Origin of the sequence: Levilactobacillus muriae (assembly GCF_045862015.1) — a bacterium.
Lineage (GTDB): Bacteria > Bacillota > Bacilli > Lactobacillales > Lactobacillaceae > Levilactobacillus > Levilactobacillus muriae.
The window spans coordinates 67,063-89,661 of record NZ_BAAFRU010000007.1 but is presented as its reverse complement, the minus strand read 5'-3'; the positions used below and the strand labels follow the sequence as shown (position 1 = coordinate 89,661).

Sequence of the window (22,599 nt, the reverse complement as noted above, 5' to 3'; positions counted from 1 at the left end):
GAGCCTCCTATTCAAAGACGAGTGGATCCGACTTAATTTCCAGATCCGTCAGGTTTTCTAAGTACCAATCGCGCATGAATGGGTATTTCAGCAACACATCGAACCAGGAAATCTTCTGATCATCGTCGTGGACCGTCAAGACCCATTCGGCCTGACCTTCCAATTGATTATTGAAGATGTCCACGACCACGTTGTTATCCAACGTGATCTCAGCACCGTTACCGTTCACACCGTTCGTCAACATGTAGTCGTTCTTAGCGGCTGTCACGAACAGGCGATCGACGATACCTGCAGGCAAATCTTCGGCCCGAACCGAATAGTTCTGCCGGTTAGCAGCGTCCAAGATGTTAAAGTCCACGGAGTAACCGTAGTGTTCCTTCAAATAGCGCGCAAAATCTAATAGCACCCGAACGGACGTTTTGACCGTCTCGGCTGGCACTGTGTCATGGAGGTCAATAATAAAGAGCTGCGTCAACGCATGGCTATTAAAGCGGAACATCTTGCGTTCCAAATTCAGGTAGAACAGAGATTGCCCCGTTGCACGTTCGCGATAGAAGACCCCGCCGTTTTCGGAGGTTTCCACCCGAAAGTTAAAGGATCCCCGATCACCTAGCGTGGTCAACTGTTGGGTCAACTCCTCGTGGTGATCACGTGACTGTAAGATGACTTGGCTTCCCTGATCGTGTAGTTCCAGCATCCGAGACATAAACAACAGGTAGTAATCAGCGTTGCTATACTGATGTGGGAACGTGACATAGTCAGAATCCAGCTGAAAGTCAGCAAGCTGTGTCGCCGCATTGACCAGTTCATCGGCGTCGGTCGTCCGGATCAATTGATCCATGAGTTTCGTAAAGGTTAACCCCGTTTGCAGGCCATCCTTAATGGCTTCGTTATAGTTCAGCAGGCGGCCGCTCGTGGTTAACGTGGACGGATCATTTTCGTTAATCATCGACTGTCACCTCACCCTCGCTCTTACCCAATAGGCTGTTCAAGTAATCGGCATATAAGCTGGCATTGTGTGCTTCAAAGTGTTCAAAATCATCGAAGGCATCACGAATACCTTGTTTTTCATAATTAAGAATCGTGTCTTCCTTGGACAAGACCAGAATCTTATCGTCATTTTCCTTGATCAGTTTGTGCGCGTTCAAAGCCTTTTCATCCTCGTCAGCCAGCTTGGTCAGCTGATCGATAATGTCTTGACGTTCACCCTTAACTTTGCCTGATTCCCATGGCATGCTGCTTTTACCGCTATTTTCCTTCAACTGATCACGCAGAGTCGTTTTCTCGTTGTCCCGCGATGTCTGGGCATCGACCAATTTCTGGAGCTTTTCGCTTTCGGCAGAAACCGCTTCGATCTTTGACGTGTTCAAACGCTGACCTTGGCCCTCCAACCCGAAGGAATCTCGAAGCTTCTGGTATTCAGTCTTGTCGAATTCAAACCGCACATTGATAACGTCTAAGTCACCAAATAAGCGCCGATCCCACCAGTTACCAAAGTAGATATGGAACATTCCCGTCGTAAATTCTTCGTAGTAGAAGAACGGGTAGATGTGGCCTAAATAATCGATTAAATTGTCACTCAAATAATGGCTAATTTGGGGATGAATGTTGTCGACCAATTCGGCTAGGTGGTCAACGGACCGGTTAGCGCGGGTCTTCTTTACTTCTTGGTAGTAGCGAACTTGGTCAAGAAGTTCGTAGATTTTTCGGTCATCGCCATGCTGAACCGCTGCCTGCATCGTACTTAAGTAATCGAGTTTTCCTGCAATTACCTGCGTCAGGGCATCGGCTGCATTGGCTTGCTGTTCTTGATTTTCCATGGATTATCCCTCATTCTCATGTTCCCCAGCCTGTGCTGAAAACATTTGGTTATACGTTCATGTTACCAAAAAACGCCGCAGAATAAAGCAGTTTCGACCAATTTCGCTGGAAAACAATGAAATTTTTAAAATTTTCGACATCGATGAGTCATATTGCTGACAAGATTACGGGCACTGACTGCCTCTGGCTGTAATTCCACATGGTGCAACCCTTGGCTTCACACTGCACCCAAAAATTAAAACGAATCGTCTCTCGCGTCATGCCATCCTATTTACAACTGGTTTTAGTTTAAAGCTGAAGGTTGAAAGTTCCAAAACACTCATGATGACTGGTACCACAACGATATGGAGCCTAAAATTAGGCAACGTTGGCCAACCATCGCCTTACCGGCCGGCAGATATGGGCTGGATCGGTGCGAACACAACTTGAAGCCTCGAAAGGACCGAGTCTCCAAGCTTGGTTTTCTACTAAGCCAGCGGGAAAACCCCCACTAGCTAAGTAGAACGACGCGCCTGAGCCCATATCTGCCGACCTCTCGGCTTATGTGGTTGATCTGAGGCAACGTGGATTATGCCTATAGAAACGTTACAGGTTTATGCTTAAACCCTAACAACCACCTGGAATTCAGTGGTTAATGAATCTGTACAATCTGAGCCGGAGGCGGCCAGGGATGGAGCTAGCCGTGTCGACGATGTTAGACCGGGCGTCTTTTCCCGGCCTTACATCGTGGGACGACCTGGGAGACGCCTGGACCTGGCGGCTTTCAGGCGAGCTCCCAGCCCGTCCTTTGGCTGAAGGCGTTCCCCACAGCCAGCGGAATCCCTGGCCACCGGAGTGCGACCATTGTCATTAATTTAGCGGTGATAATTCCTACAGTTGCAAGAGTAAGGCGAGTATTTTGGCTTTCAACCTTTAGTTTAAAGCACTGACAACTAACTGGCATGTTCAATTACTTACGAATTGGTTGAATGGTAAACCAATAACGCAACTTGTTCAAACTAGCGGGCTAATCTTTGGTGCGGAAACTCATGGCTCAAAAAAGCCGTTGCCCCAGACGGATGTCCGGTGCAACAGCTTCATCAAACCATTTAAAGTCGATTAATTTTCATTGATTAAGATCTGTTTAGTACAGTTCTAGGTACTGATCGCGTTCCCACTGAGAAACTTGCGTCCGGTAAGAATTGTATTCCAAGTTCTTGGCTTCCATGAAGCTTTGGAACAAGTGATGGCCCATGGCGTTACGCATCACGTCATCAGCTGCCAAATCCTTTAAGGCATTGTGCAACGTATCTGGCAAGTTAGTGATGTGGTTTTCTTGACGTTCTTCGGCATCCATCCGGTAAATGTTCCGGTCGATGGCTTCCCGTGGTGCCAATTGGTTCCGTAACCCATCCAGACCTGCTTCCAGTACAGCGGCAATTGCCAGGTATGGGTTAGCGGCTGGGTCCACACTCCGCAGTTCCAAACGAGTGGACAAGCCACGTGAGTTTGGTACTCGAATCAGTGGCGACCGGTTAGAACCGGACCAAGCAACATAGACAGGCGCCTCGTAACCTGGAACCAACCGCTTATAGCTGTTGACGATTGGGTTACAGATGGCGGTGAAGCTTCGTGCATGCTTCAACAAGCCACCTAAGAAGTGGAAGGCATCCTCTGACAGTTGCATGTTGCCCTTTTCATCGAAGAAGGCGTTGCCCTTGTCGTGGAAGAGCGACATATTCAAATGCATCCCGGAACCGTTGATACCAGCTAACGGCTTTGGCATAAACGTGGCATACAAGCCATACTTCCGGGCAATGGTCTTCACGACCAGCTTGAACGTTTGAATATTGTCAGCTGCGGTCAGAGCGTCGGCATACTTGAAGTCAATTTCATGTTGACCGGGAGCGACTTCATGATGGGCCGCTTCAACATCGAAGCCCATATCTTCCAAGGTCAAGACGATTTCACGCCGGCAATTTTCGCCCAAATCCATTGGGGCCATATCGAAGTAACTCCCCTTGTCGTTGAGTTCCGTCGTGGGTTTGCCGTTTTCATCCATCTTGAACAGAAAGAATTCAGGTTCTGGTCCGATGTTAAAGTCGGTGAAACCAGCCTTGCGCATGTCGTTTAAGACCCGGATCAAATTATTCCGTGGATCGCCTTCAAACGGCTTACCATCCGTGGTGTAGACTTCACAGATGACCCGCGCAATCTTGCCACGTTCCGTGCTCCAAGGGAAGATCATCCAAGTTGAAAGGTCAGGGTATAGGTACATATCACTTTCTTCGATCCGCACAAAGCCATCGATCGATGACCCATCAAACATCAGCTTGTTGTCGAGCAACTTGCCTAATTGACTAATGGGCACCTCAACGTTTTTGATCGTCCCGAATAAGTCGGTAAACATTAACCGTAAGAATTTAACGTTTTCGTCCTTTGCCATCTGGCGAATATCATCTTTGGAATAGTCCCGTTTTGCCATTAAAATCGCTCCCTGTCAATTTTTGTTTCTCCAAAATGTCTTGGTTAAAGAGGCCGCTGTTGCAGCCCTGGTTCTGGATGGCCCAGACCACCCTGCCGAATGAATTCATCCTGCAAGATGCGACGCACATCCTCATCGGTCAACGGTTGCTGTTGGGCATCCCGCTTGGCCTGAGCTGCTGCCTGCTGCTGGTCGTAAATGGCTTTGATACCCGCCACGTTTACGCCATCCGCGAGGTAATCGCGAATCTCGAGCAAACGGTCAATATCATTTAACGAATACAATCGTCGATTACCGTCACTCCGTTCGGGAGAAATCAGCCCCTGAGACTCATAATAGCGAATCTGCCGAGCCGTTAAGCTCGTCAGCTTCATCACAGTTCCCATTGGCAACACGGCCATTGACCGTCGTAACTCTTTCTCCTTCATGCGATTGGCCCCCTTTAACTATGAGGCTATCATACCACCCTGTGACGGGGAGTCAAGAGCTTATGTTATGTTTTGTGACATGAAAGCCAATTTTTTAAAATTTCTTAGTTAATTTCTAGACCAAATTAAGCCTTCAACCAATCCGTGACCCGTGCTTCAATGGTTGCTTGCTGCTCGGGGTGCTGGACCAAATCATACCAAGTTGCCGTCGTTTGGTTACGGAACCAGGTCAATTGACGCTTGGCGTAGTGCCGTGAGTCTTGCTTAACCTGTGCGACAGCCGCTGGAAGTCGCTTTGGCTGGTCAAGCACCGGCAGTATTTCCCGGTAGCCAATACCGGTAGCCGCTGGAAGATCGCTCCCCCCCTGACTTGCCAACCACCGCACCTCATCCACGAGACCATTCTGGGCCATCAGGTCGACCCGCCGATTGATGCGATCGTACAGCAGGTCACGATCCGTATTCAATGCCAGGTAAAGCTCATCGTATTGTGGACCGCCATTAGCTTGATGGGAGAAGAGTTGTCCCGTCACTGTAATGACCTCTAATGCCCGCACTGTCCGACGACTATTATTCACCGGAATCTTTGCCGCGGCTTGCGGATCCTGGGCGGCCAACTGTTGCCACAAGTACGCGGCACCCTTTTCTTTGGCAATTTCTCGAAAGTGGTCGCGCACGGCCGGGTCGCCCGGTGCCTCGGCCCCGAGCTTCAGCCCATCAAATAGGGCTTGCAGATAGAATCCGGTTCCGCCCGCAATAATTGGCAAATGGCCCCGAGCCGTGATGGCTGGAATCAACTTCTGGGCAGTCGCCACGAACTGTGCCACCGTAAATTGCTGGTCAACGTCTCTGACATCGATCAGGTGGTGAATCGCTTGCGCTTGCTCTGCTGGCGTCGCCTTAGCAGTCCCAATGTCGAGATGCCGGTAGACTTGCATAGAATCCCCGGAGATGATCTCTCCGTTAAATTTCTGTGCGAGATCAATGGCCAACGCGGTTTTCCCCACGGCGGTCGGTCCCACAATCGCTAAGACTTTTTCCATGTCTCGAATTCTCCTTGTATTTGTCGGCGCAAGCGAACGGCCTGTGCCGGGTAGTCGGTAATAATACCCGCAAAGTGATGCTTGAAGCAGTAAGTCATGTCAGCCGAAGAGTTGACCGTCCACGGTCGTAACTGCATGTGCGGCAGCCAGAAGCGATGCGCTTTGACCCAGCGGATATCTGGATGGAGGTCCGCCACCTGATGACGTCGCTGCATTTGTTTGGCCTGACGACCAGCCGTCTGAAAGAGTTTGGCATATTCGGCCTGCGGGTACAGGGTCTTAAGCGTCAGTAGTGACTGCGCACGGAAGCTCGAGAAGACCAAACGAAATGACACATCACGCTGCTTAAAATATGCCGCCAATTGCTGTTCAATCCCGGGATATGGAAACTTATTGGTCTTCAACTCCAAATTAAAGATCCCGGTAAAATGATTTTGATCGAGCAGTTGAATCACCTCGTCCAGTGTTGGCACCCGAGTACCAGCATAATCAGCGGCGAAATGACTTCCGGCGTCCAACTGTTTGAGCTGTTTCAGGGTCAAGTCTCGGATGTTCCCTGTACCATCAGTCGTGCGATCGACCTGTTCGTCGTGCATGATTACCAGCTGGCCATCCTTGGATAGTTGGACGTCAGTCTCAATGCCATCAGCACCCGCGTCCAATGCGGCCTGAAACGAAATCAAGGTGTTCTCCGGTCGTGTCCCTTTACTTCCCCGATGAGCCAAGATTTGGGTTCCTTGTCGTTTAAACATCGCTGTCACTCCCTTCATCGTTTTTCCTAAAGGTTAGCGTATCACAAAACCCCTGCCTTTTTCGACTGGATTCAGCTAATTGCTGGCTATTTCAGGGTAAAACCAGCATAATGGAAGCGGATAACTGATTTATTAAAAATGATAGGGGTCGATACTATGAAGCATTTCACTAAGGGCTTTCTCTTTGGCGTAGTTGCTACGGCCAGTGCCGTTGCCGGCGCTGTCTTCTCTTTCAGAAAAAAGGTCGTTCAACCAATTGAAGATCAAGAATCGCGGTTTGAAGAAAACCGCAAACGAGCCAACCGTAAGAGCCATTCTGCTCACAATGGCTAGTTGATAAGGAACCTCGACGATTTGTCCGGGTTCCTTTTTTAGACCGTTCAAAGCGAATTGACCGGCACACATGACAAGCATCAATCTGATAACAAATGAGGACCCACGGCGAAATGCCGTGGGTCCTCATTTGTTTAATACTTCGTCTTCTTTGTCTTACCTTCCCAACGCACGTAACCATTCTTCAGGATAAAGATCTGGTCGAAACCGTCTTTACCTAACATGATTGCTGCCCGCGTGCTAATGGTCTTCCCTTGGTCATATAAGTAGACCGGGAGATCCTTGCGGAGTTGGCTATGATAAGCCTTGAACGTTGAGTAAGGGAAATTGCGCGCTCCCAAAATGTGTCCCGCGTCAAAGTCCTTTTTTTCGCGTAAGTCAACGACTTGAGCCGTCCGAATACCAGCTTCAAATTTTTCGGCGTCGATCAACTTTGCGACCCGGTTACGCCGGATGATTGTTGTCAACTGCCAGCCGCCCCACACGGCAATAAGAATGATGAGGACAATCATGTAAATTGTCCATCCTGAGATTGCACCAATAACCAAAACGAAATCTTCCTTCCTAATCCTCTAAATCTTTTAGTTTGTCTTTTGGAACCGTAATGCCAATGAAGCGGCCCCGATGACCCCGGCGTCATTTCCGAGTTGTGCTAACCGTAGCTTGGTTGAATCCCGAACTGCCGGAAAGGCATTTTCTTGGAAATATCGCGTGGTCGGTTGTAACAGGGTGTTGCCGGCGTTGGAGACCCCACCGCCGATGATAATGTTGGCTGGGTTCAAGATGTTGGCAACGTTCGCCAAGGCTAAACCTAAGTAGAACGTCACCCGGTCAACGACTTGGTTGGCTAGGATGTCCCCGTTGTCTGCCAAATAGAAGATCATCTTAGACGTGACACTTTCCTGATTGTCTTCCATTTCCTTCAAACGTGACGTGCCCATAAAGTCCTTGGCCATGTCAGAAGCCACGTGAACGACTCCGGTTGCTGAAGCGTATTGTTCCAAGCAGCCACGCTTACCACAAGTACACAGATAACCATTGGGTTGAACCGTAACGTGACCAAGTTCTCCGGCCCCGCCATTAATTCCGTGTAACAAGTGACCACCAGCGATGACCCCACCGCCGACACCAGTTCCCAACGTGACGAAGACAACATCTGCGTCTTTTTCACCAGCACCCTTCCAGTATTCACCCAGTGAAGCCACATTGGCATCATTGTCTAGGATGAATTGCAGGCCAATTCCGGCCTGAATCTGGTCGCGAACCTGTTGACGCTTCTTCCAGTTTAAGTTGAAGGCACCAATAACCGTGCCGTTTTCAATGTCGACTGAACCGGGTGTCCCCATCCCGATACCGATAAAGTCATTTTTGCTAAATACTGAGTTGATAATATGTTGATTGATCGAATCGATAATATTGGGGACGATGTGGCTACCTTCGTCTGAGATATCCGTGGGAATGCTCCACTTTGCCAGAATTTCTCCAGCGGTGGAGAGGAATGCCATCTTTGTCGTAGTCCCGCCTAAATCGATTCCAATTAAATTCCGTGCCATACTCTAAATCCCTCCAATGGATTGGTGCTGATCTCTTGCATGTTGTACTTCAATGCGGTGTTCATGTGTGAGAACCACCTTAGCCGCCACAAAGGTCTTATCGTCGACCACCCGTGCTTTACGGAGGTGATCCAATTCCAATGCCATGACTTCGATGTCCCAAAGACGCTTGCCCACGTAGACATAAATACCAAATTTTTTAAGTAGCTGCTGAACATCATATAACGTTTTCATTGTGCCACAACCTCCGTGAAATTGCACGGGACATTTTCGCTTCTACTGCGCCATGCCGTGCATATACAGCCAGACCAATCCACCAATTAAGACGATAGTTGCTACAACGCGTTTAACTACATTAACCTTACCAATTCTAGGAACTCCCAATGAATACGCTACCAAAAAGCCGGCAGCTAGTCCACCAATATGCCCCGCTAAATCAATCCCTGGCGCGAATAAATCAAAAATAATGTTCATCACCACGAAGGCCAAGAAGGTCTGGGTAAGCTGTCGAATTACCGGATTCTGCCAGAAGGATTCTCCGAGCATCATGAAGGCCCCAAACAGGCCGAAGATGGCCGTACTGGCCCCAGCTGATAAACTATTCGAGAAACAGAAGCTGGCGACGTTACCGCCGACTCCAGACACCAAGAATAGGACCAAAAAACGGGTGTGACCAAACGCTGCCTCAATCTGAATTCCGACAAAGTACAGGGTAATCATGTTCATCAGAATATGGGTAAATCCGATATGCAGGAACATTGGCGTAAAAAGTCGCCACCATTCGCCCTGTTGAATCAGTGCGTTCAGCTTTGCCCCAAAGGTAATCAGAACGTTGACGTTGGTACTCCCGCCATCTAACGTCATAGCGCCGTAAACCAGAACCATGATGACGATGAGGCCGACCGTCATGAACGGGTATTGATTGAGCCGATTAAGCCGATACTTCATTTGCGCCACGATGCCGCTTCCTCTCTATTCTAAATTAGCGGCTAGTACCGCGTCCAATAATATGTCAAAGGAATCAACGGACCAAGTTGGTGCAGCAATCTGTTGCGCAGGCAAGGCCAAGGCAACCTTGGTGCCAGTCGTCTTGGACAGGTAACGGTCATAGTAGCCCCCACCGAAACCGACACGCTCACCAGTGGCTGCAAAGACCAAGCCGGGAACGATGATCAGGTCAAAGTCGGCCGGATCAATCACACGGTTATCTTGCGGCTCCATCAGACCAAATTTCGTCCGAGCAAGCGTGGTGGTTTCATCCATCACGTGAAAGGCCATCTGACGTTCGGGTAAGATCTGTGGCACTGCCACCGTCTTACCATCGGTCTGAGCCCGTTCGATAATTGGTCGCGTGGCGAGCTCAAAGCCCCCACTGATAGTCGTGGCAATCGTCTGAGCCTGCTGATAGGCTGGCAACGCCCACAGCTGCCGATAGAGGTCATCAGACGCCCGTCGACGGTCAATAACTGCCATCGCGGACAGGGCCTTAATCGTTTGTTGCCGAATCTCTGCTTTACTTGGCATCATTTACCCCCTTGATTCATTTGATGTATAAAAAAAGGGTCGGACTCTCGCCCGTACCCTTACTTAGTTTCGCGATGCAAAGTTACTTTCCGGTCACGTGGGCAGTACTTCTTAAATTCAACACGATCCGGGTTATTACGCCGGTTCTTGCTAGATAAGTAGTTGCGTTCGTGGCATTCAGTACATTCTAAAGTGATGTGTACACGCATTATGGGTAACCTCCCAACTTGTTCATAATTACAGGCATGAGCCTTAACTCGTAATATATTACCATTATTTCGGGACAATTACCAGCCATAATTCCAAATATGTTAAGGAAAAATACTTAACAGCTAAATTGCCTAGCGTTGCAACCGATTCGATGACCAATGCTTGCCCCACCGTGACGAACTGGTAAAGCAGTCTCTCAGGCCGCAGGCGGTCCCCACAGCAGCCGGAATCTCTGGCAGTCGCAGATGGTAATTTTCGACTAATTTTGTGGATTAAATCTCTGTTAGCTGGGTCTTTCTAGGTGCACTTGGACTCTCAACCTTCAGTTAGGGAACCACAGACGAGTGAATACCAAACCATGCAAAAAGCGGTGCGAACTACCCCAAACATCGGATAATTCGTACCACTTTAAACTGACTTACTGATTAATTGTGGAAGTTGATTGAACCGTCTTCCAATATGCTGCGTAGATCTTCTTGGCTAACGTCATGTTGTTACTTTCGGCGTTGACCCCCAAGTTAGGCATGGCTAAGGCCACAACAACTTGTGGATGCGTCGACGGTGCGTAAGACGCCAGACTCAGGGTAACTGTTTCGTTTCCCTTGTAATACGTTTGCGCCGTCCCAGTCTTGGCAGAGATCTTTGGCGTGATGGAAGACATTGCCCCACCGGTCTTGTAGGTATTACTCCCATGAACCACGTCGTAGAGTCCTTCTTTGACTATGTTCTTCTGTGCCGTCGTCATACCAATGGTGTTCAAGACCTTAGGTTCAACGGTAGACTTGACCGCTCCTAATTGTCCGGTTGATGTCGTCCCACGGATGGATTGAACCACGTGTGGTGCGATCCGCGTGCCACCATTAGCAATCGTAGACATGTACTGTGCCACTTGCATGACCGTGTAAGCATCGTAGTTCCCGAAGGACAGGTCAAGTGCGTTCCCAATGTGGGAGAACGAGCTCGACCCTTCCAATCCAGCACTTTCACCAGGTAAATCAATCCCGGTCTTAACACCTAAACCAAACTGCTTAAAGTAGCCCCGTTCAATGTCGAACGCCTTAGTGCTCATGGTCAAAGCAGCACCGGAAGAATACTTAAATCCGGCTTCCTTCATGGCCAATTGCATCATGTAGGAGTTAGAGGAAACTTCCAAAGCACCAGCAGCGTTGACAGCAATGTTAGAACTGCCCCCGTGGTTAAACCAGGAAGACTTCTTAACCCCACCAACGGTGATCGGCATATCGGTCATTGTACTGCTGGTCGGCGTGATGACCCCATCCATTAAGGCGCCAGAGACCATAGCCCCCTTGACGACGGACCCCATAACAATATCGCTGTTGATCGTTCCCAGCGCGTTATCGGTCGTCTTGCCCGTTGATGGGTTCCGGTCAACACCGGCCATTCCAATGACACCACCGGTGTTTGGGTTCATGACAACGGCATAGGTTCCCGTTGAATTCCCCCCCGCACCAGCTTCGGCAGACTTGACTAAGGATTGAAGTTGACTCTGGAACTTAGAATTAATGGTCAATTGAAGGTTATCCCCCTTTTGCCCACCGTACTTCTTAACTTCCTTCGTCACCGTATTGTTCCCAGCCACTTCGACCTGCTTTTCAGCCTTGGTCCCCCGCAGAACGGATTCATACTCCTGTTCCAGGTAGGATTGACCAACACTGTCATTTCGAGAATAACCTTGAGCCAACAGTTCGTTGACTGTGTCGCTCGGCAACCCGGTCTTTTCAGACGAAACGGTCCCGATGATGGAATTCATCGACTTCCCGTTCGGATAGTTCCGCGACCAGCTTGTCCCAACTTGAACCCCAGGCATCTCAGACAAGTGTTCACCAATCTGGGCGATTTCTTGACTGGAGACCCCAGAATCCTTGATGTAGGTCGTTGACAAGGCGTAGGCTCCGCTCATCTTCGCAAAGATGGCGGCGGCATTCTTTTGCGTCTTGGTTAATTTAAAGGATGAATCATTTTCCAAATAAGCCAAGGCTTTGTTGTAGAGTGCCGTTGTCGATAGTCCCTTCGTCCCAGAAAGCTTGCTTTCGACTGCTTTCAACCGATTTTGATCGGTCAAATAGTAGTCAATTGACTGCCGGGGCGTCAATGTGCTGGTTGAAACAGTCAGGTAATTTCCTAACTTGTTGGCGATGTCATACATGCTCGTTGACAGCACGTTGACCCCCTTCGTGTAGGAAATCGCTTGATGGGCCTTGTTTCCCACTAAAACTTTACCGGTAGAATCATAAACCATCCCCCGTTGCACGTTTGTCGTCTCAATGGTGGTATCGGTCGAATTGACCTCCGCCTTAAATTTCGACCCATACATCACTTGCAAATACGCCAATTGACCGATCAGCGCTGCAAATAACAGGGCAACGATAATGAATAGGAAGTTTAACCGAAACGGGATCTGTGACCGCTGAGGACCGTCAGACCGCTGATTTCGGTTGCTAACTCGATTATAAAAATTCTTCACAACAGCTCTGCTCCTTATTGTACAGCTACTATTTTACCAAACTTCGCTGGAGACAACTATCCCGCTACCGAAATTTAATGTTTCTATGCTATTCTAGAGAGCGAAAAGCAAAATGTACAGGCTCCACGGTAACTTTTATAATTTCTAAAGATTGAGGTGGCTTACTTGCAAGTTCGAAACCGGCGCTGGCGCCTCTCACCACGCCAATTTACCCTACTCGGGGCTTTTTTAACCCCCTTTATTCTCATGACGGCCTATTTTATCTACCGTCAAATGGCCCCATTCGGGTCGAGTAGCCTGTTAACGGTCGATTTGGGGCAACAATACATCGACTTCTTTGCTTACATGCGACGTGCGTTACTCCACGATCCCAGCAGCATCTTCTATTCCTTTGCCAATGGTTTGGGTGGTGAAATGCTTGGAACCTGGGCCTACTACCTGTTGAGTCCGCTGAACTGGATTCTCCTCCTCTGCCCGGGTGCTTCCCTGACCACTGGGGTCTTCTTCCTAACGGTCATCAAATACGGGTTGGCCGGGTTGACCTTCGCCTGGGTATTGCTCAAGACAACGCAGCAATCCGGTTTAAAGGCGATTACCTTCGCCACGGCTTACGCGCTAATGGGCTGGTCAATTGCCAACCAACTGAACATCATGTGGCTGGATGCCGCTTACTTGCTCCCACTGGTCTTCTATGGCCTATACCTACTGATTCATACAGGCAAGTGGCGCACCTACGTCATTTGGCTAGCAATTAGCTTAATCGTGAACTACTATATGGCCTACATGATTTGTTTGTTTATGATTCTGACATTCATCTATCTGGCCGTCGACCGTTACACGAACTTCCGCGGCCTTCTGGCACAGGCTGGTCGTTTCGCTTGGACCTCAATCACGGCTGGGTTACTCTCAGCAGTCGTCTTACTGCCAACCTGGTGGTCCCTAGCTCAGAGTAAAGCCCAGTATACGGTCACAACCTTTAAGTGGAAATTCGAATTTTTCCCGCCCAAGATGATTGCTAAGTTTTTCCTAGGTGCCTTCAACTTTGATCAAATGCCCGATGGCACGGCGAATCTGTTTATCGGCGCCATCGCGCTACTTGGCGCCCTCTTTTACTTCAGTGATCGCAAGATTGCCCTGCGCACCCGGATCACAGCCGGCATCATTACGGTCTTTCTGGCCCTGTCGCTGTGCCTTCAACCACTGGATTTGCTCTGGCACGCTGGCCAATTTCCGGTCTGGTACCCATACCGGTTTTCATTTGTCGTCAGCTTCTGGCTGATCTGGTTAGCAGCCCAGACGCTAACTGACGACTTCGAGCCTGGTTGGCTCGCTATCGCTCTCGTCACGATCATTATTGTTGTCGGTGCAGCTTACGTGGCACTTAACCTGAAGTCATTTAAATTCTTACAGATGAACCAAGTCTTGCTGGGCATGTTCTTCGTGGTCATGGCTCTCGTGCTGACAACACTGCCCATCAAACATCACTGGATCTATCCCTTCCTTTTCTTCGTCATTGGGGTCACCGAAATTTCGGCCAACGCCTTTACTTCGCTCAACAATATTAGTTACGTGTCACAGGGCGAATATGGCAATTACACTAATGAACTTCAGCGACTGGTCAATAAGGTTCAGAAGAAAGATACCAGTGCTTACCGGATAGGCAAGACCTTCATGCGGACCAAGGGGGATGCCTTCCAGACTGGTTTCAACGGCGGTGGGGTCTTCTCCTCTGTCCTGCCTAAGTCAGTGCCAACCTTCTACGGCAACACCGGGAATCCAGACGGTGACGGCTTTGTCGCTTATACCAACGGAACCTTGGTCACCGATTCCCTGTTGAATATGAAATACTACTTCCAGCAAAAGGAACTATCGGGCGCTCTCAGCGGCTCTAGTATGCTACCTGCGATGTCTAATAAGGCCGACCTGGCTGATTACGCCAAAGTTGGCGCCGACCACTGGGCAACCACCTACAAGAACCCCTACGCGCTCCCATTAGGCTACGCGGCAAGCTCACAAATCTTGTCACTCAAGAATAAGACGGGCGATCCTGCACAGTATCAGGCCAATTGGCTGGCAGCCTTGACCGGCAATTCCGCGGACAGTAAGCTCTACACTGCGCAGAACTTCGATCAAGTCACGTTTGCCAACATCAACCAACAAACGAAAATTACCGGTGCCGTCCTTCAGAAGAAGAACCTGCTAAAACCCGGTAGTATCACGTTGACCATGAAACCGACGACCAACGATCCGTACTACCTGACGTTTGGCTCCACGGTCAATCCAGACAATGCAACTTTCGTCCTGAATGGCAAGACGTTAAACCAGTACAAGACTTATCGTAATACGATCATGGTGAGTGTGGCCGATCACGCTAAGGGTAAGACCGTCAAGCTGACGATCACCCTGAAGAAGGGCTCATTGTGGTTGGAAAACTTTACACTTTACAGCCTGAACACTAACGTCTTTAAGTCAGCGGTCACCCAGTTGAAGTCTCAGCCTTGGTACCTGACCAAACATTCTAGTCGTTACTTTAGTGGTCAGATCACCACGACCAAGGCGGGCGAAGTCCTGAACACATCCATCCCATACTCACAAGGTTGGCACGCCACCGTTAACGGCAAGGCGGCCAAGACTTACAAGACGATTAGCATGTTTACTGCGGTGAAACTACCAAAGGGTAAGAATACCGTCACATTGTCCTACTGGCCGCCACTGTTGACTATTGGCCTGCTGATCAGCGGACTGACGTTGGTCGTCCTGACTGGCGGTTGGTGGTTGACTCACCGGCGACGCTAAACGCTAAGACTTGACCTGCAACTGCCGAAGACAATCTGATATTGAAAATCTGTTTAAAACAAAGAGATGCGCGATCCTGCCAGTTAAATTGGTGGGCCGCGCATCTCTTTGCGTTTATCTTGATTTCGAAAGTTTCTTACTGTGGCTCAAATACTACCGGAGTCCCCAGAAAAACACAAGCAAAGCCTAGTGGGCGGCAGCAATTCGGTATAATTATGATTATATAAAAGGCTCTGAGGCGTGCCCCAGAGCCAAACCTGTTTCAAATTTTTACGGTGTGCTTATTCGAAGATCACCAGCTAATCTTCCTTGTCCAGTTCGCCATTATCCTTGTAGATATAGGTCGGTCCATCCGTCTTGGGATCGTAATCGATCGTTAAGTCATAACCGACGAAGAACCATTGGTCCCCCTCGGTAATGTAGTAGGTCACATCGTCCTTGGTTTCCGCCACGATTGGATCGCGGGGGTGATCATCTGGCGTCATTCCCAGTGAAAACCCTTCGTGCACCGGGGTCTTACCGTAAACCTTTCCGAAGAAACGGATACCGCGTCCGGTCATTCCCATTTCTTCTCGAAACCATTTGCTTGCTGCATCAGTAACCGTAATTTTCATTATCCAAGACTCCTCTTAGGCAGACTATGAATCCGTTTTCATTCTCTCCTTCTTTATAACACGAGAAGACGGTTCTTGGCAAGTCTCTCACCTGAGGGTTGCTCCGCTTTCGTTCGTATTCAGTTAAACAAAAAGAACCAACCCCGCAGGATTAGTTCTTCCAAATTCAAGCTATTCCACGTCCAAAACCTTGACGGACATATCGCCACCTGGCGTATCAAACGTGATTTCTTCGCCCTTGCGATGCCCTAACAGGCCTTTGGCAATTGGGGAATCGTTCGAGATCTTACCGGACATTGGGTCAGCTTCAGCGGCACCCACGATGGTGTATTCTTCGGGTTCTTCATCGGGTAATTCCTTGAAAGTAACCTTCTTACCGACGGTGATTTCATCCTTGTCGGTCCCACCGTTATCGATGATTTGGGCGTATTGCAGCATCCGTTCAACGGTACTGATCCGCGTTTCCAACATACTTTGTTCGTCCTTGGCTGATTCATATTCTGAGTTTTCAGATAAATCCCCGTAAGAACGGGCAATCTTAATCCGGTCAATGACTTTAGGTCGTTGAACCATCTTTAAGTCCTCGAGTTCTGTCTCGAGCTTTTCCTTACCTTCTTCAGTCATTGGATACATTTTATCTTGTGCCACACTGGCCACCCCTTAATTGGTATATTTTTAAATATTGACGCGCACGTCAACCTAAATTTTTTGTTTGTAGAAAAGGTTAGCCGATTTACCAGCTAACCCGTCCTATTCTATATGGTTGTATCTGGATTGTCAAAAACTTCTTCATTGCCACTAGCTTCGAGAATCGCCCGAATCTTGGTGACTAACAGGTCGATAGCGACTTGGTTCTCGCCGCCTTCTGGCACGATCAAGTCCGCGTAACGCTTCGTTGGTTCCACGAATTGATGGTACGTTGGCTTAACCGTTGCGAGATATTGTTGAATGATGGATTCCAAGGACCGACCCCGTTCATTCATATCCCGTTCGATTCGCCGAATGATACGGATGTCATCGTCCGTATCAACGAAGACCTTGATATCCATCAGGTCACGCAGACGTTCGTCATCTAAAATGAGAATCCCTTCCAGAATGATCACGTCACGCGGCTCCTGATGAATCGTCTTGCTGCTTCGCGTCGAAAGCGTGTAATCGTAGACTGGTTTTTCAATCGGTTTACGATCTAACAGCTGTTTGAGTTGTGAGATCAACAGGTCCGTATCGAAGGCCAGTGGGTGGTCATAATTGACAGCTGCCCGTTCCTCCATCGTCATTTCAGCCTGATCGTTATAGTACGAATCCTGTTGTAAAATCATGATTGAATGTCCAATCAATTGATTAAAAATTGCCCGACTAACCGTTGTCTTACCACTACCGGAACCCCCGGTAACCCCAATAATAATCGGTCGCTTTTTGTCTGCCAACACTGTCGCCATCCTTTACTTATTATCACTCGCTAATGAACTGGTCTTTGCTTGGTGCTCTGCGTAAGTCTGGGAGAAGTAAACTTTCCCGGTCTTGGTATTTGCAATGAAGTAGTAGTACCCTTTCTTCTGATCCTTCGGGTGCAGTACCGCATTGATTGAGGAAACACTTGGATTATCAAATGGCCCTGGACCGTATCCAGTATGCACGTACAGGTTATACGGTGACTTGACCTTCAAGTCCTTGTAGGTCAACGTTTTCTTGGTAGTCTTCAAAGCATATTGCACGGAAATGTCAGACTGTAAGGCCATTCCTGCCTTGATTCGGTTCAAGAATACACCGGAAATCTTATCCCGGTCACTCTGTGAGACCCCTTCACGTTCAACCAAAGACGCCAACGTCATGACCTCCTGGACACTCCGTTTTTGTTTCTTGATTGTTGCGTAGCTACCCTGCAGGTTCTGATCGGACTTGGCCACCATCTGAGTGATGATGTCCTTCAACGTCATCTTCTTACCAGCTTGGTACGTCGCGGGTGCTAGGTACCCTTCTAACCGGTAACGAACCTGCTTGGCAGACTTCGCCGAACCCAACAGTTGTGGGTATTTCTTCGCCAATTGATCAAAGAACGTATCGTCCTTCATCAATTTCAGAAATTCTGCCTTGGTGAAGTCGGTCTGAATAGGAATCTCAGCAGCCAACTGATCGACAGTTTCTCCCTCACGAACCAACAGCTTCCCCGCCGTACTCTGGATAGGCTCGTCCGAACCACCCTTCTGCAACTGCTTAGCAATCTGTTTGAGCGTCATGGACGGTTTTAACTGGTAATACCCCGCCTGAAAATTCGTGAACTTATTCGATTTCACATAGTAATTGAAGACCATTCCACTCTTAACAACTTTATCATCCTGCAAGATCTGTCCAATCTTGTTAGAAGTTGCTCCGAGGGGAACGTGAACTTGCACCACGTTATTATTCTTCGTATTCATAGGCTTGAGTGCCGTCTGGAAGTAATGATACCCGAAGATCCCGATAATCACTGCCAGCAGGACTAACAAACTCGCCACGCCAACCATAATTCGCCGGCCAAAAGACCGCTTCTTGCCCGAATCCTGTCTTGACGGTGTGGGCGTATTGCCATTATCCAACTTATTTCCTCCGTTCTATGCCATAGTCTTCTTCATTATACAGAAAATATGAGAATATGGGAGCTTGAAAGCGCTACTTTGATAAAAATTTTAGAAAGAGTGTGGAAGAAGGCGGTTAGGTCCTGAGCATTAACGTCAATAAGGGTAAAAGCCCGGGCCTGGCTTTTTCCTTATTGGGGTTAAGCGCAGGGACCTGCCTTCTGGAACACGTTTCGGAAAAGAGTGTCGAACAAGGCGATTAGATGCCGAGCATTAACGTCAATAAGGGCAAAAGCCCGGGTCTAGCTTTTTCCTTATTGGGGTTAAGCGCAGGAGTCTGCCTTGTGGCGCACGTTTCAGCTATAGAAAATTAGAGCAAGCCCAAACCAACGGCCAATCAAAGCAAAAACATCAGTCCAAAATCCCAAACGCAACTTAACAGTTCATCCAAGTCCTCCAAAAAACTTTCTCATTCACCAAAGACGCGTTTGACTTCCTATCCAGAAATCAAACACGTCTTTATCGCAGCTTACTAGCAAATCTTAATTAACGAATCTGAGCGCCTAAGTCGTCTTCCAGACGCTTAGAAACCTTGTCGAAGGCTTGGGTCACAGCGTCATCCACCAAGGTCTCGTGCTTGTCTTGGTAAGTTAACGTGTAGGCTAGGGACTTCTTACCCTTTGGTACCTTAACACCGTCGTACACGTCAAACAGCTTGACAGACTGGAGGAAGGCACCCCCACGACGTTCAATTAACGCAACGACTTGGTCATTCGTGACATCGTCATCCACGAGCATCGCAATGTCCCGCGTGATTGCTGGGTAGCGAGAGATCACATCGTACTGGTTCTCTTGCTTAGGCATATCGATGATGGCCTGTAAGTTCAATTCGAAGACGTAAGTAGCCCCAATCTTGAATTTCTTGGCAATCAACGGGTGAATCTGCCCTAAGAAACCAATCCGGTGACCGTGAACTAAGACGTCCGCAGTCCGACCAGGGTGCATTTCAGGCATATCAGTGTTAGGTTCGTAGGTCACGTCACCATTGACCGCCATGTCCTTCAGGTAAGCCGCCACAATGCCCTTCATTTGGAAGAAGTCAACGGGTTGGGCCGGTTGATTCCAGGCTTCAGGCATCAAAGTCCCGGTAATCGCCCCGGCGATGTGTTCCTCTTCGCTAGGACGATCGTTGCCAGCCTCACGGTAGAAGGCCCGGCCTTGTTCGTAAAGGGCCACGTCCTTGACCTTGCGTGCAGAGTTGTAGGCGATGTCGTCTAACAAACCAGAAACCACATTCATCCGTAAGACGGCGTGGTCCACGCTCATTGGCCAAGCCAAGTTGGTCGTTTCGCTGGCTTGCATCATGAACATCTTAGCCTTTTCTTCCGTCGTTAAGGCGTAGGAAATAGCTTGATTCAGTCCTAACCCTTCGAGAGAGTGACGCGTTGCCCGCATTAACCGTTGCTTAGTCGTCAACGTCCCCATGGTCATCCGGCCGGTTGGTAACGTCGCTGGTAACTGGTCGTAGCCGTAAATCCGCGCGATTTCTTCCAAGAGATCGGCTGGAATATGAATGTCATTCCGACGAACAGCCACCGTCACTGTCAAAGTATCGCCGTTAACAGCAACTTCGAAGCCTAAACTTTCCAGAATGTGAGAAACCTGGTCCATGGTCAGTTCCGTCCCAAGAATAGCGTTGACGTGAGTCAGCGTAATATCAATCACGGCCGGTTCAGGAATGTTGCTGCTACCAACAACGGAGCCCTTTTGAACTTCCCCATCGGCGAGCTCATTCATCATCTGAGCGGCAGCGTCTAAAGCTTCTTGCACCCCAGCTTGATTAATGCCCCGTTCGAAACGTTGTGAAGCGTCCGTGTGTAAATTATGCCGCTGTGCAGCCTTCCGGATGTGATCATGTTCAAAGACGGCGGATTCAATGGCCACCGTGGTCGTCCCATCCTGAATGGACGCGTCCAAACCACCCATAACACCGGCTAAGGCAATTGGGCCCTTTTGGTCAGCAATCACGATGTCATTTTCATTGAGGTCGTGGTCGTTTTCATCTAAGGTTGTTAACTTTTCGCCGGCTTTGGCAGTCCGAACGTAAACATCCTCACCGGTAAACTTATCGTAGTCGAAAGCATGCAGAGGTTGACCGTATTTCAACATGATGTAATTCGTGATATCAACCACGTTGTTAATTGGCCGCATGCCAGCGTTCCACAGACGAATCTGTAGCCACATTGGGCTTGGCGCCAATTTCACGTTTTTCACCAGACGCATCCGGTATTGCGGTGATAATTTCTCATCCACATGAGTCGCCAGTTGATCGGCAATGGCTGCCCCATCTTCCTTCACTTCTGGATGATCCAATTCGACTGGCTTGTCATAAATAGCCGCCAGATCATGCAGCGTCCCATAGAGGCTCAGCATATCGCCACGGTTAGGTGTCACGTCGAGGTCAATTAAGCTATCGTTCATGCCTAAAACATCGTAAACAGCATCCCCAGGCGTTGCATCTTCCGGCAAGACGTAGATTCCATCCACGTAAGCCTTAGGCACAACATCTTCAGGGAATCCAATTTCCTGTAAAGCACAGATCATCCCAGCGGATGGGATACCACGCATCTTAGACTTCTTGATCTTAACGTTATCGGCAATCCGTGAACCAGGTAAAGCCACGATGACGTTCTGACCAGCGGCGACGTTAGGTGCCCCACAAACAATTTGTAAGGGGTCATCTTCGCCAACATCAACTTGGCACACGTGCAAGTGGTCGGAGTCTGGATGTGCTTCCATGGAAAGGACGTGTCCAACCACGATCTTCTTCAGTCCGTCGCTAGGTGTGGTAACACCATCAACTTCCACGGAAGTCCGTTCGATTTTTTCCGCCAGATCAGCGGGCTTAACGTTCAAATCTAAATATTCTTTAATCCAATTGTATGAAATCTTCATGGTTGGCGATTATCCTTTCTTTGTGAATTGTGTGAGGAAGCGGACGTCGTTCAAGTAGAAGTTCCGGATGTCATCGACACCGTACTTCAACATGGCGAACCGGTCGGGACCTACCCCGAAGGCAAATCCACCGTAAACATCTGGATCCACGCCAGCCATCTTCAAGACGTTCGGGTGAACCATACCGGCACCCAAAACTTCGATCCAGCCGGTATTCTTGCAGACCTTGCAACCCTTGCCGCCACAGTTGAAGCAGGTAATATCGGCTTCAACGGAAGGTTCAGTGAATGGGAAGTAGCTTGGACGCAACCGCACATCGAACTTGTCTCCGAACAATTCGTGAGCCAAAACCTGCAGGGTTCCCTTGAGGTCAGCCATGGTGATGTGCTTGTCGATAACTAAACCTTCTACCTGATGAAATTGGTGAGAGTGGGTTGGATCATCGGTATCACGCCGGTAAACCACACCTGGGGAGATCATCTTCAATGGCCCCTTGCTAAAGTCATGCTTTTCCAACGTCCGAGCCTGCATTGGTGACGTCTGCGTCCGCATCAAGATTTCCTTCGTAATGTAGAAGGTATCCTGCATGTCGCGAGCTGGGTGATTCTTAGGCAGGTTCATCATTTCAAAGTTGTACTTGTCTTCTTCAACTTCAGGACCGCTGAGCACCTGGTAACCCATGCCCAAGAAGAGGTCTTCGATTTGGTCCACGATTTGTTGAATCACGTGGGGTTCACCCTTAGTGACCGGCGTCCCTGGCAGGGTCACGTCGATGGTTTCCTTAGCCAATTGCGCATTCAAGACAGCCTTTTCCAGTTCTTCCTTACGTTGGGCAAGAGCGTTGGCTAAGTCGTCACGAATTTCATTGGCAAATGCCCCAACTTTTGGCCGTTCTTCAGCATCGAGGTCCCGCATTCCGCGTAAGACTTCGGTGATCGGTCCCTTCTTCCCCAATAATTGGACACGCACTTGATTAACGTCTTTTAAATCTGATGATTCTTTAATATCTGCTAAACCGCGTTGCCGCAGTTCGCTGAGCTTATCCTTTAACGACATACGTCATCCT

21 protein-coding genes are annotated in these 22,599 nt (G+C 48.9%); 2 read left to right on the top strand and 19 right to left on the bottom strand.

Annotation, left to right across the window (positions count from 1 at the left end; genetic code table 11):
* Positions 1 to 7 precede the first annotated feature (7 nt).
* The 6 genes from ACKTSF_RS06415 to ACKTSF_RS06390 all read right to left on the bottom strand — a co-directional run bounded on the left by ACKTSF_RS06415 (position 8) and on the right by ACKTSF_RS06390 (position 6,508).
* Positions 8 to 949 (bottom strand): hypothetical protein, encoded by a 942-nt coding sequence (locus ACKTSF_RS06415; protein ID WP_407887699.1) that lies wholly within the window; start codon positions 947 to 949, stop codon positions 8 to 10.
* Positions 942 to 1,820: an exonuclease SbcC gene (locus tag ACKTSF_RS06410; protein WP_407887697.1), complete on the bottom strand. Its 879-nt coding sequence runs from the start codon at positions 1,818 to 1,820 to the stop codon at positions 942 to 944. Before ACKTSF_RS06410 ends, ACKTSF_RS06415 begins: the two co-directional genes overlap by 8 nt.
* A 1,124-nt stretch (positions 1,821 to 2,944) precedes the next feature.
* The gene (glnA, locus tag ACKTSF_RS06405; protein ID WP_407887695.1) at positions 2,945 to 4,285 is read right to left on the bottom strand and encodes a type I glutamate--ammonia ligase; all 1,341 of its coding nucleotides are present in this window, start codon (positions 4,283 to 4,285) and stop codon (positions 2,945 to 2,947) included.
* Positions 4,286 to 4,329: 44 nt separating this feature from the next.
* On the bottom strand, positions 4,330 to 4,713 hold the full coding sequence (locus ACKTSF_RS06400; RefSeq protein ID WP_020090028.1) for a MerR family transcriptional regulator: 384 nt from the start codon (positions 4,711 to 4,713) through the stop codon (positions 4,330 to 4,332).
* A gap of 125 nt (positions 4,714 to 4,838) precedes the next feature.
* Positions 4,839 to 5,756, bottom strand: coding sequence for a tRNA (adenosine(37)-N6)-dimethylallyltransferase MiaA (gene miaA, locus ACKTSF_RS06395; RefSeq protein WP_407887692.1), 918 nt, complete (start codon positions 5,754 to 5,756; stop codon positions 4,839 to 4,841).
* A complete protein-coding gene (locus tag ACKTSF_RS06390) occupies positions 5,741 to 6,508 on the bottom strand; it encodes a glycerophosphodiester phosphodiesterase (RefSeq protein ID WP_407887690.1) in 768 nt (255 codons plus the stop codon). Before ACKTSF_RS06390 ends, miaA begins: the two co-directional genes overlap by 16 nt.
* Before the next feature lie 156 nt (positions 6,509 to 6,664).
* Between ACKTSF_RS06390 and ACKTSF_RS06385 the strand changes: the two genes are divergently transcribed.
* Positions 6,665 to 6,841 (top strand): DUF3042 family protein, encoded by a 177-nt coding sequence (locus ACKTSF_RS06385; protein WP_125688505.1) that lies wholly within the window; start codon positions 6,665 to 6,667, stop codon positions 6,839 to 6,841.
* 134 nt (positions 6,842 to 6,975) lie between these two features.
* Here the strand turns inward: ACKTSF_RS06385 and ACKTSF_RS06380 are convergent, their stop codons facing one another.
* From ACKTSF_RS06380 to ACKTSF_RS06350, 7 genes are all read right to left on the bottom strand, one after another.
* Positions 6,976 to 7,389 (bottom strand): rhodanese-like domain-containing protein, encoded by a 414-nt coding sequence (locus ACKTSF_RS06380; protein ID WP_407887689.1) that lies wholly within the window; start codon positions 7,387 to 7,389, stop codon positions 6,976 to 6,978.
* A 33-nt stretch (positions 7,390 to 7,422) separates the two neighbouring features.
* The gene (locus tag ACKTSF_RS06375; protein WP_407887687.1) at positions 7,423 to 8,394 is read right to left on the bottom strand and encodes an ROK family glucokinase; all 972 of its coding nucleotides are present in this window, start codon (positions 8,392 to 8,394) and stop codon (positions 7,423 to 7,425) included.
* A gap of 3 nt (positions 8,395 to 8,397) precedes the next feature.
* Positions 8,398 to 8,628 carry a YqgQ family protein gene (locus ACKTSF_RS06370; protein ID WP_020090035.1) on the bottom strand — a complete coding sequence of 77 codons (231 nt, stop codon included), beginning with the start codon at positions 8,626 to 8,628 and terminating at the stop codon, positions 8,398 to 8,400.
* A gap of 42 nt (positions 8,629 to 8,670) precedes the next feature.
* On the bottom strand, positions 8,671 to 9,342 hold the full coding sequence (locus ACKTSF_RS06365; protein WP_407887834.1) for a rhomboid family intramembrane serine protease: 672 nt from the start codon (positions 9,340 to 9,342) through the stop codon (positions 8,671 to 8,673).
* Positions 9,343 to 9,366: 24 nt separating this feature from the next.
* Positions 9,367 to 9,918 (bottom strand): 5-formyltetrahydrofolate cyclo-ligase, encoded by a 552-nt coding sequence (locus tag ACKTSF_RS06360; protein ID WP_407887684.1) that lies wholly within the window; start codon positions 9,916 to 9,918, stop codon positions 9,367 to 9,369.
* 59 nt (positions 9,919 to 9,977) lie between these two features.
* Positions 9,978 to 10,127, bottom strand: coding sequence for a 50S ribosomal protein L33 (gene rpmG / locus ACKTSF_RS06355; RefSeq protein WP_011667723.1), 150 nt, complete (start codon positions 10,125 to 10,127; stop codon positions 9,978 to 9,980).
* A gap of 419 nt (positions 10,128 to 10,546) precedes the next feature.
* Positions 10,547 to 12,613 (bottom strand): peptidoglycan D,D-transpeptidase FtsI family protein, encoded by a 2,067-nt coding sequence (locus ACKTSF_RS06350; RefSeq protein WP_407887682.1) that lies wholly within the window; start codon positions 12,611 to 12,613, stop codon positions 10,547 to 10,549.
* A 165-nt stretch (positions 12,614 to 12,778) separates the two neighbouring features.
* On the opposite strand from ACKTSF_RS06350, the gene ACKTSF_RS06345 reads away from it, so the two are divergent.
* Positions 12,779 to 15,409, top strand: coding sequence for a YfhO family protein (locus ACKTSF_RS06345; protein ID WP_407887680.1), 2,631 nt, complete (start codon positions 12,779 to 12,781; stop codon positions 15,407 to 15,409).
* A 299-nt stretch (positions 15,410 to 15,708) separates the two neighbouring features.
* On the opposite strand, the gene ACKTSF_RS06340 is transcribed toward ACKTSF_RS06345, so the two are convergent.
* From ACKTSF_RS06340 to pheS, 6 genes are all read right to left on the bottom strand, one after another.
* Positions 15,709 to 16,023 (bottom strand): HesB/YadR/YfhF family protein, encoded by a 315-nt coding sequence (locus tag ACKTSF_RS06340; protein ID WP_407887678.1) that lies wholly within the window; start codon positions 16,021 to 16,023, stop codon positions 15,709 to 15,711.
* 171 nt (positions 16,024 to 16,194) lie between these two features.
* Entirely contained in the window at positions 16,195 to 16,671 is a 477-nt protein-coding gene (gene greA, locus ACKTSF_RS06335; protein WP_407887676.1) for a transcription elongation factor GreA, read from the bottom strand.
* Positions 16,672 to 16,778: 107 nt separating this feature from the next.
* A complete protein-coding gene (gene udk / locus ACKTSF_RS06330; protein WP_407887674.1) occupies positions 16,779 to 17,462 on the bottom strand; it encodes a uridine kinase in 684 nt (227 codons plus the stop codon).
* A gap of 3 nt (positions 17,463 to 17,465) precedes the next feature.
* On the bottom strand, positions 17,466 to 18,599 hold the full coding sequence (gene mltG / locus ACKTSF_RS06325; protein ID WP_407887672.1) for an endolytic transglycosylase MltG: 1,134 nt from the start codon (positions 18,597 to 18,599) through the stop codon (positions 17,466 to 17,468).
* A 525-nt stretch (positions 18,600 to 19,124) separates the two neighbouring features.
* Entirely contained in the window at positions 19,125 to 21,533 is a 2,409-nt protein-coding gene (gene pheT, locus ACKTSF_RS06320) for a phenylalanine--tRNA ligase subunit beta (protein WP_407887670.1), read from the bottom strand.
* Positions 21,534 to 21,542: 9 nt separating this feature from the next.
* Positions 21,543 to 22,589: a phenylalanine--tRNA ligase subunit alpha gene (gene pheS, locus ACKTSF_RS06315; protein ID WP_407887668.1), complete on the bottom strand. Its 1,047-nt coding sequence runs from the start codon at positions 22,587 to 22,589 to the stop codon at positions 21,543 to 21,545.
* Between the last annotated feature and the right edge of the window lie 10 nt (positions 22,590 to 22,599).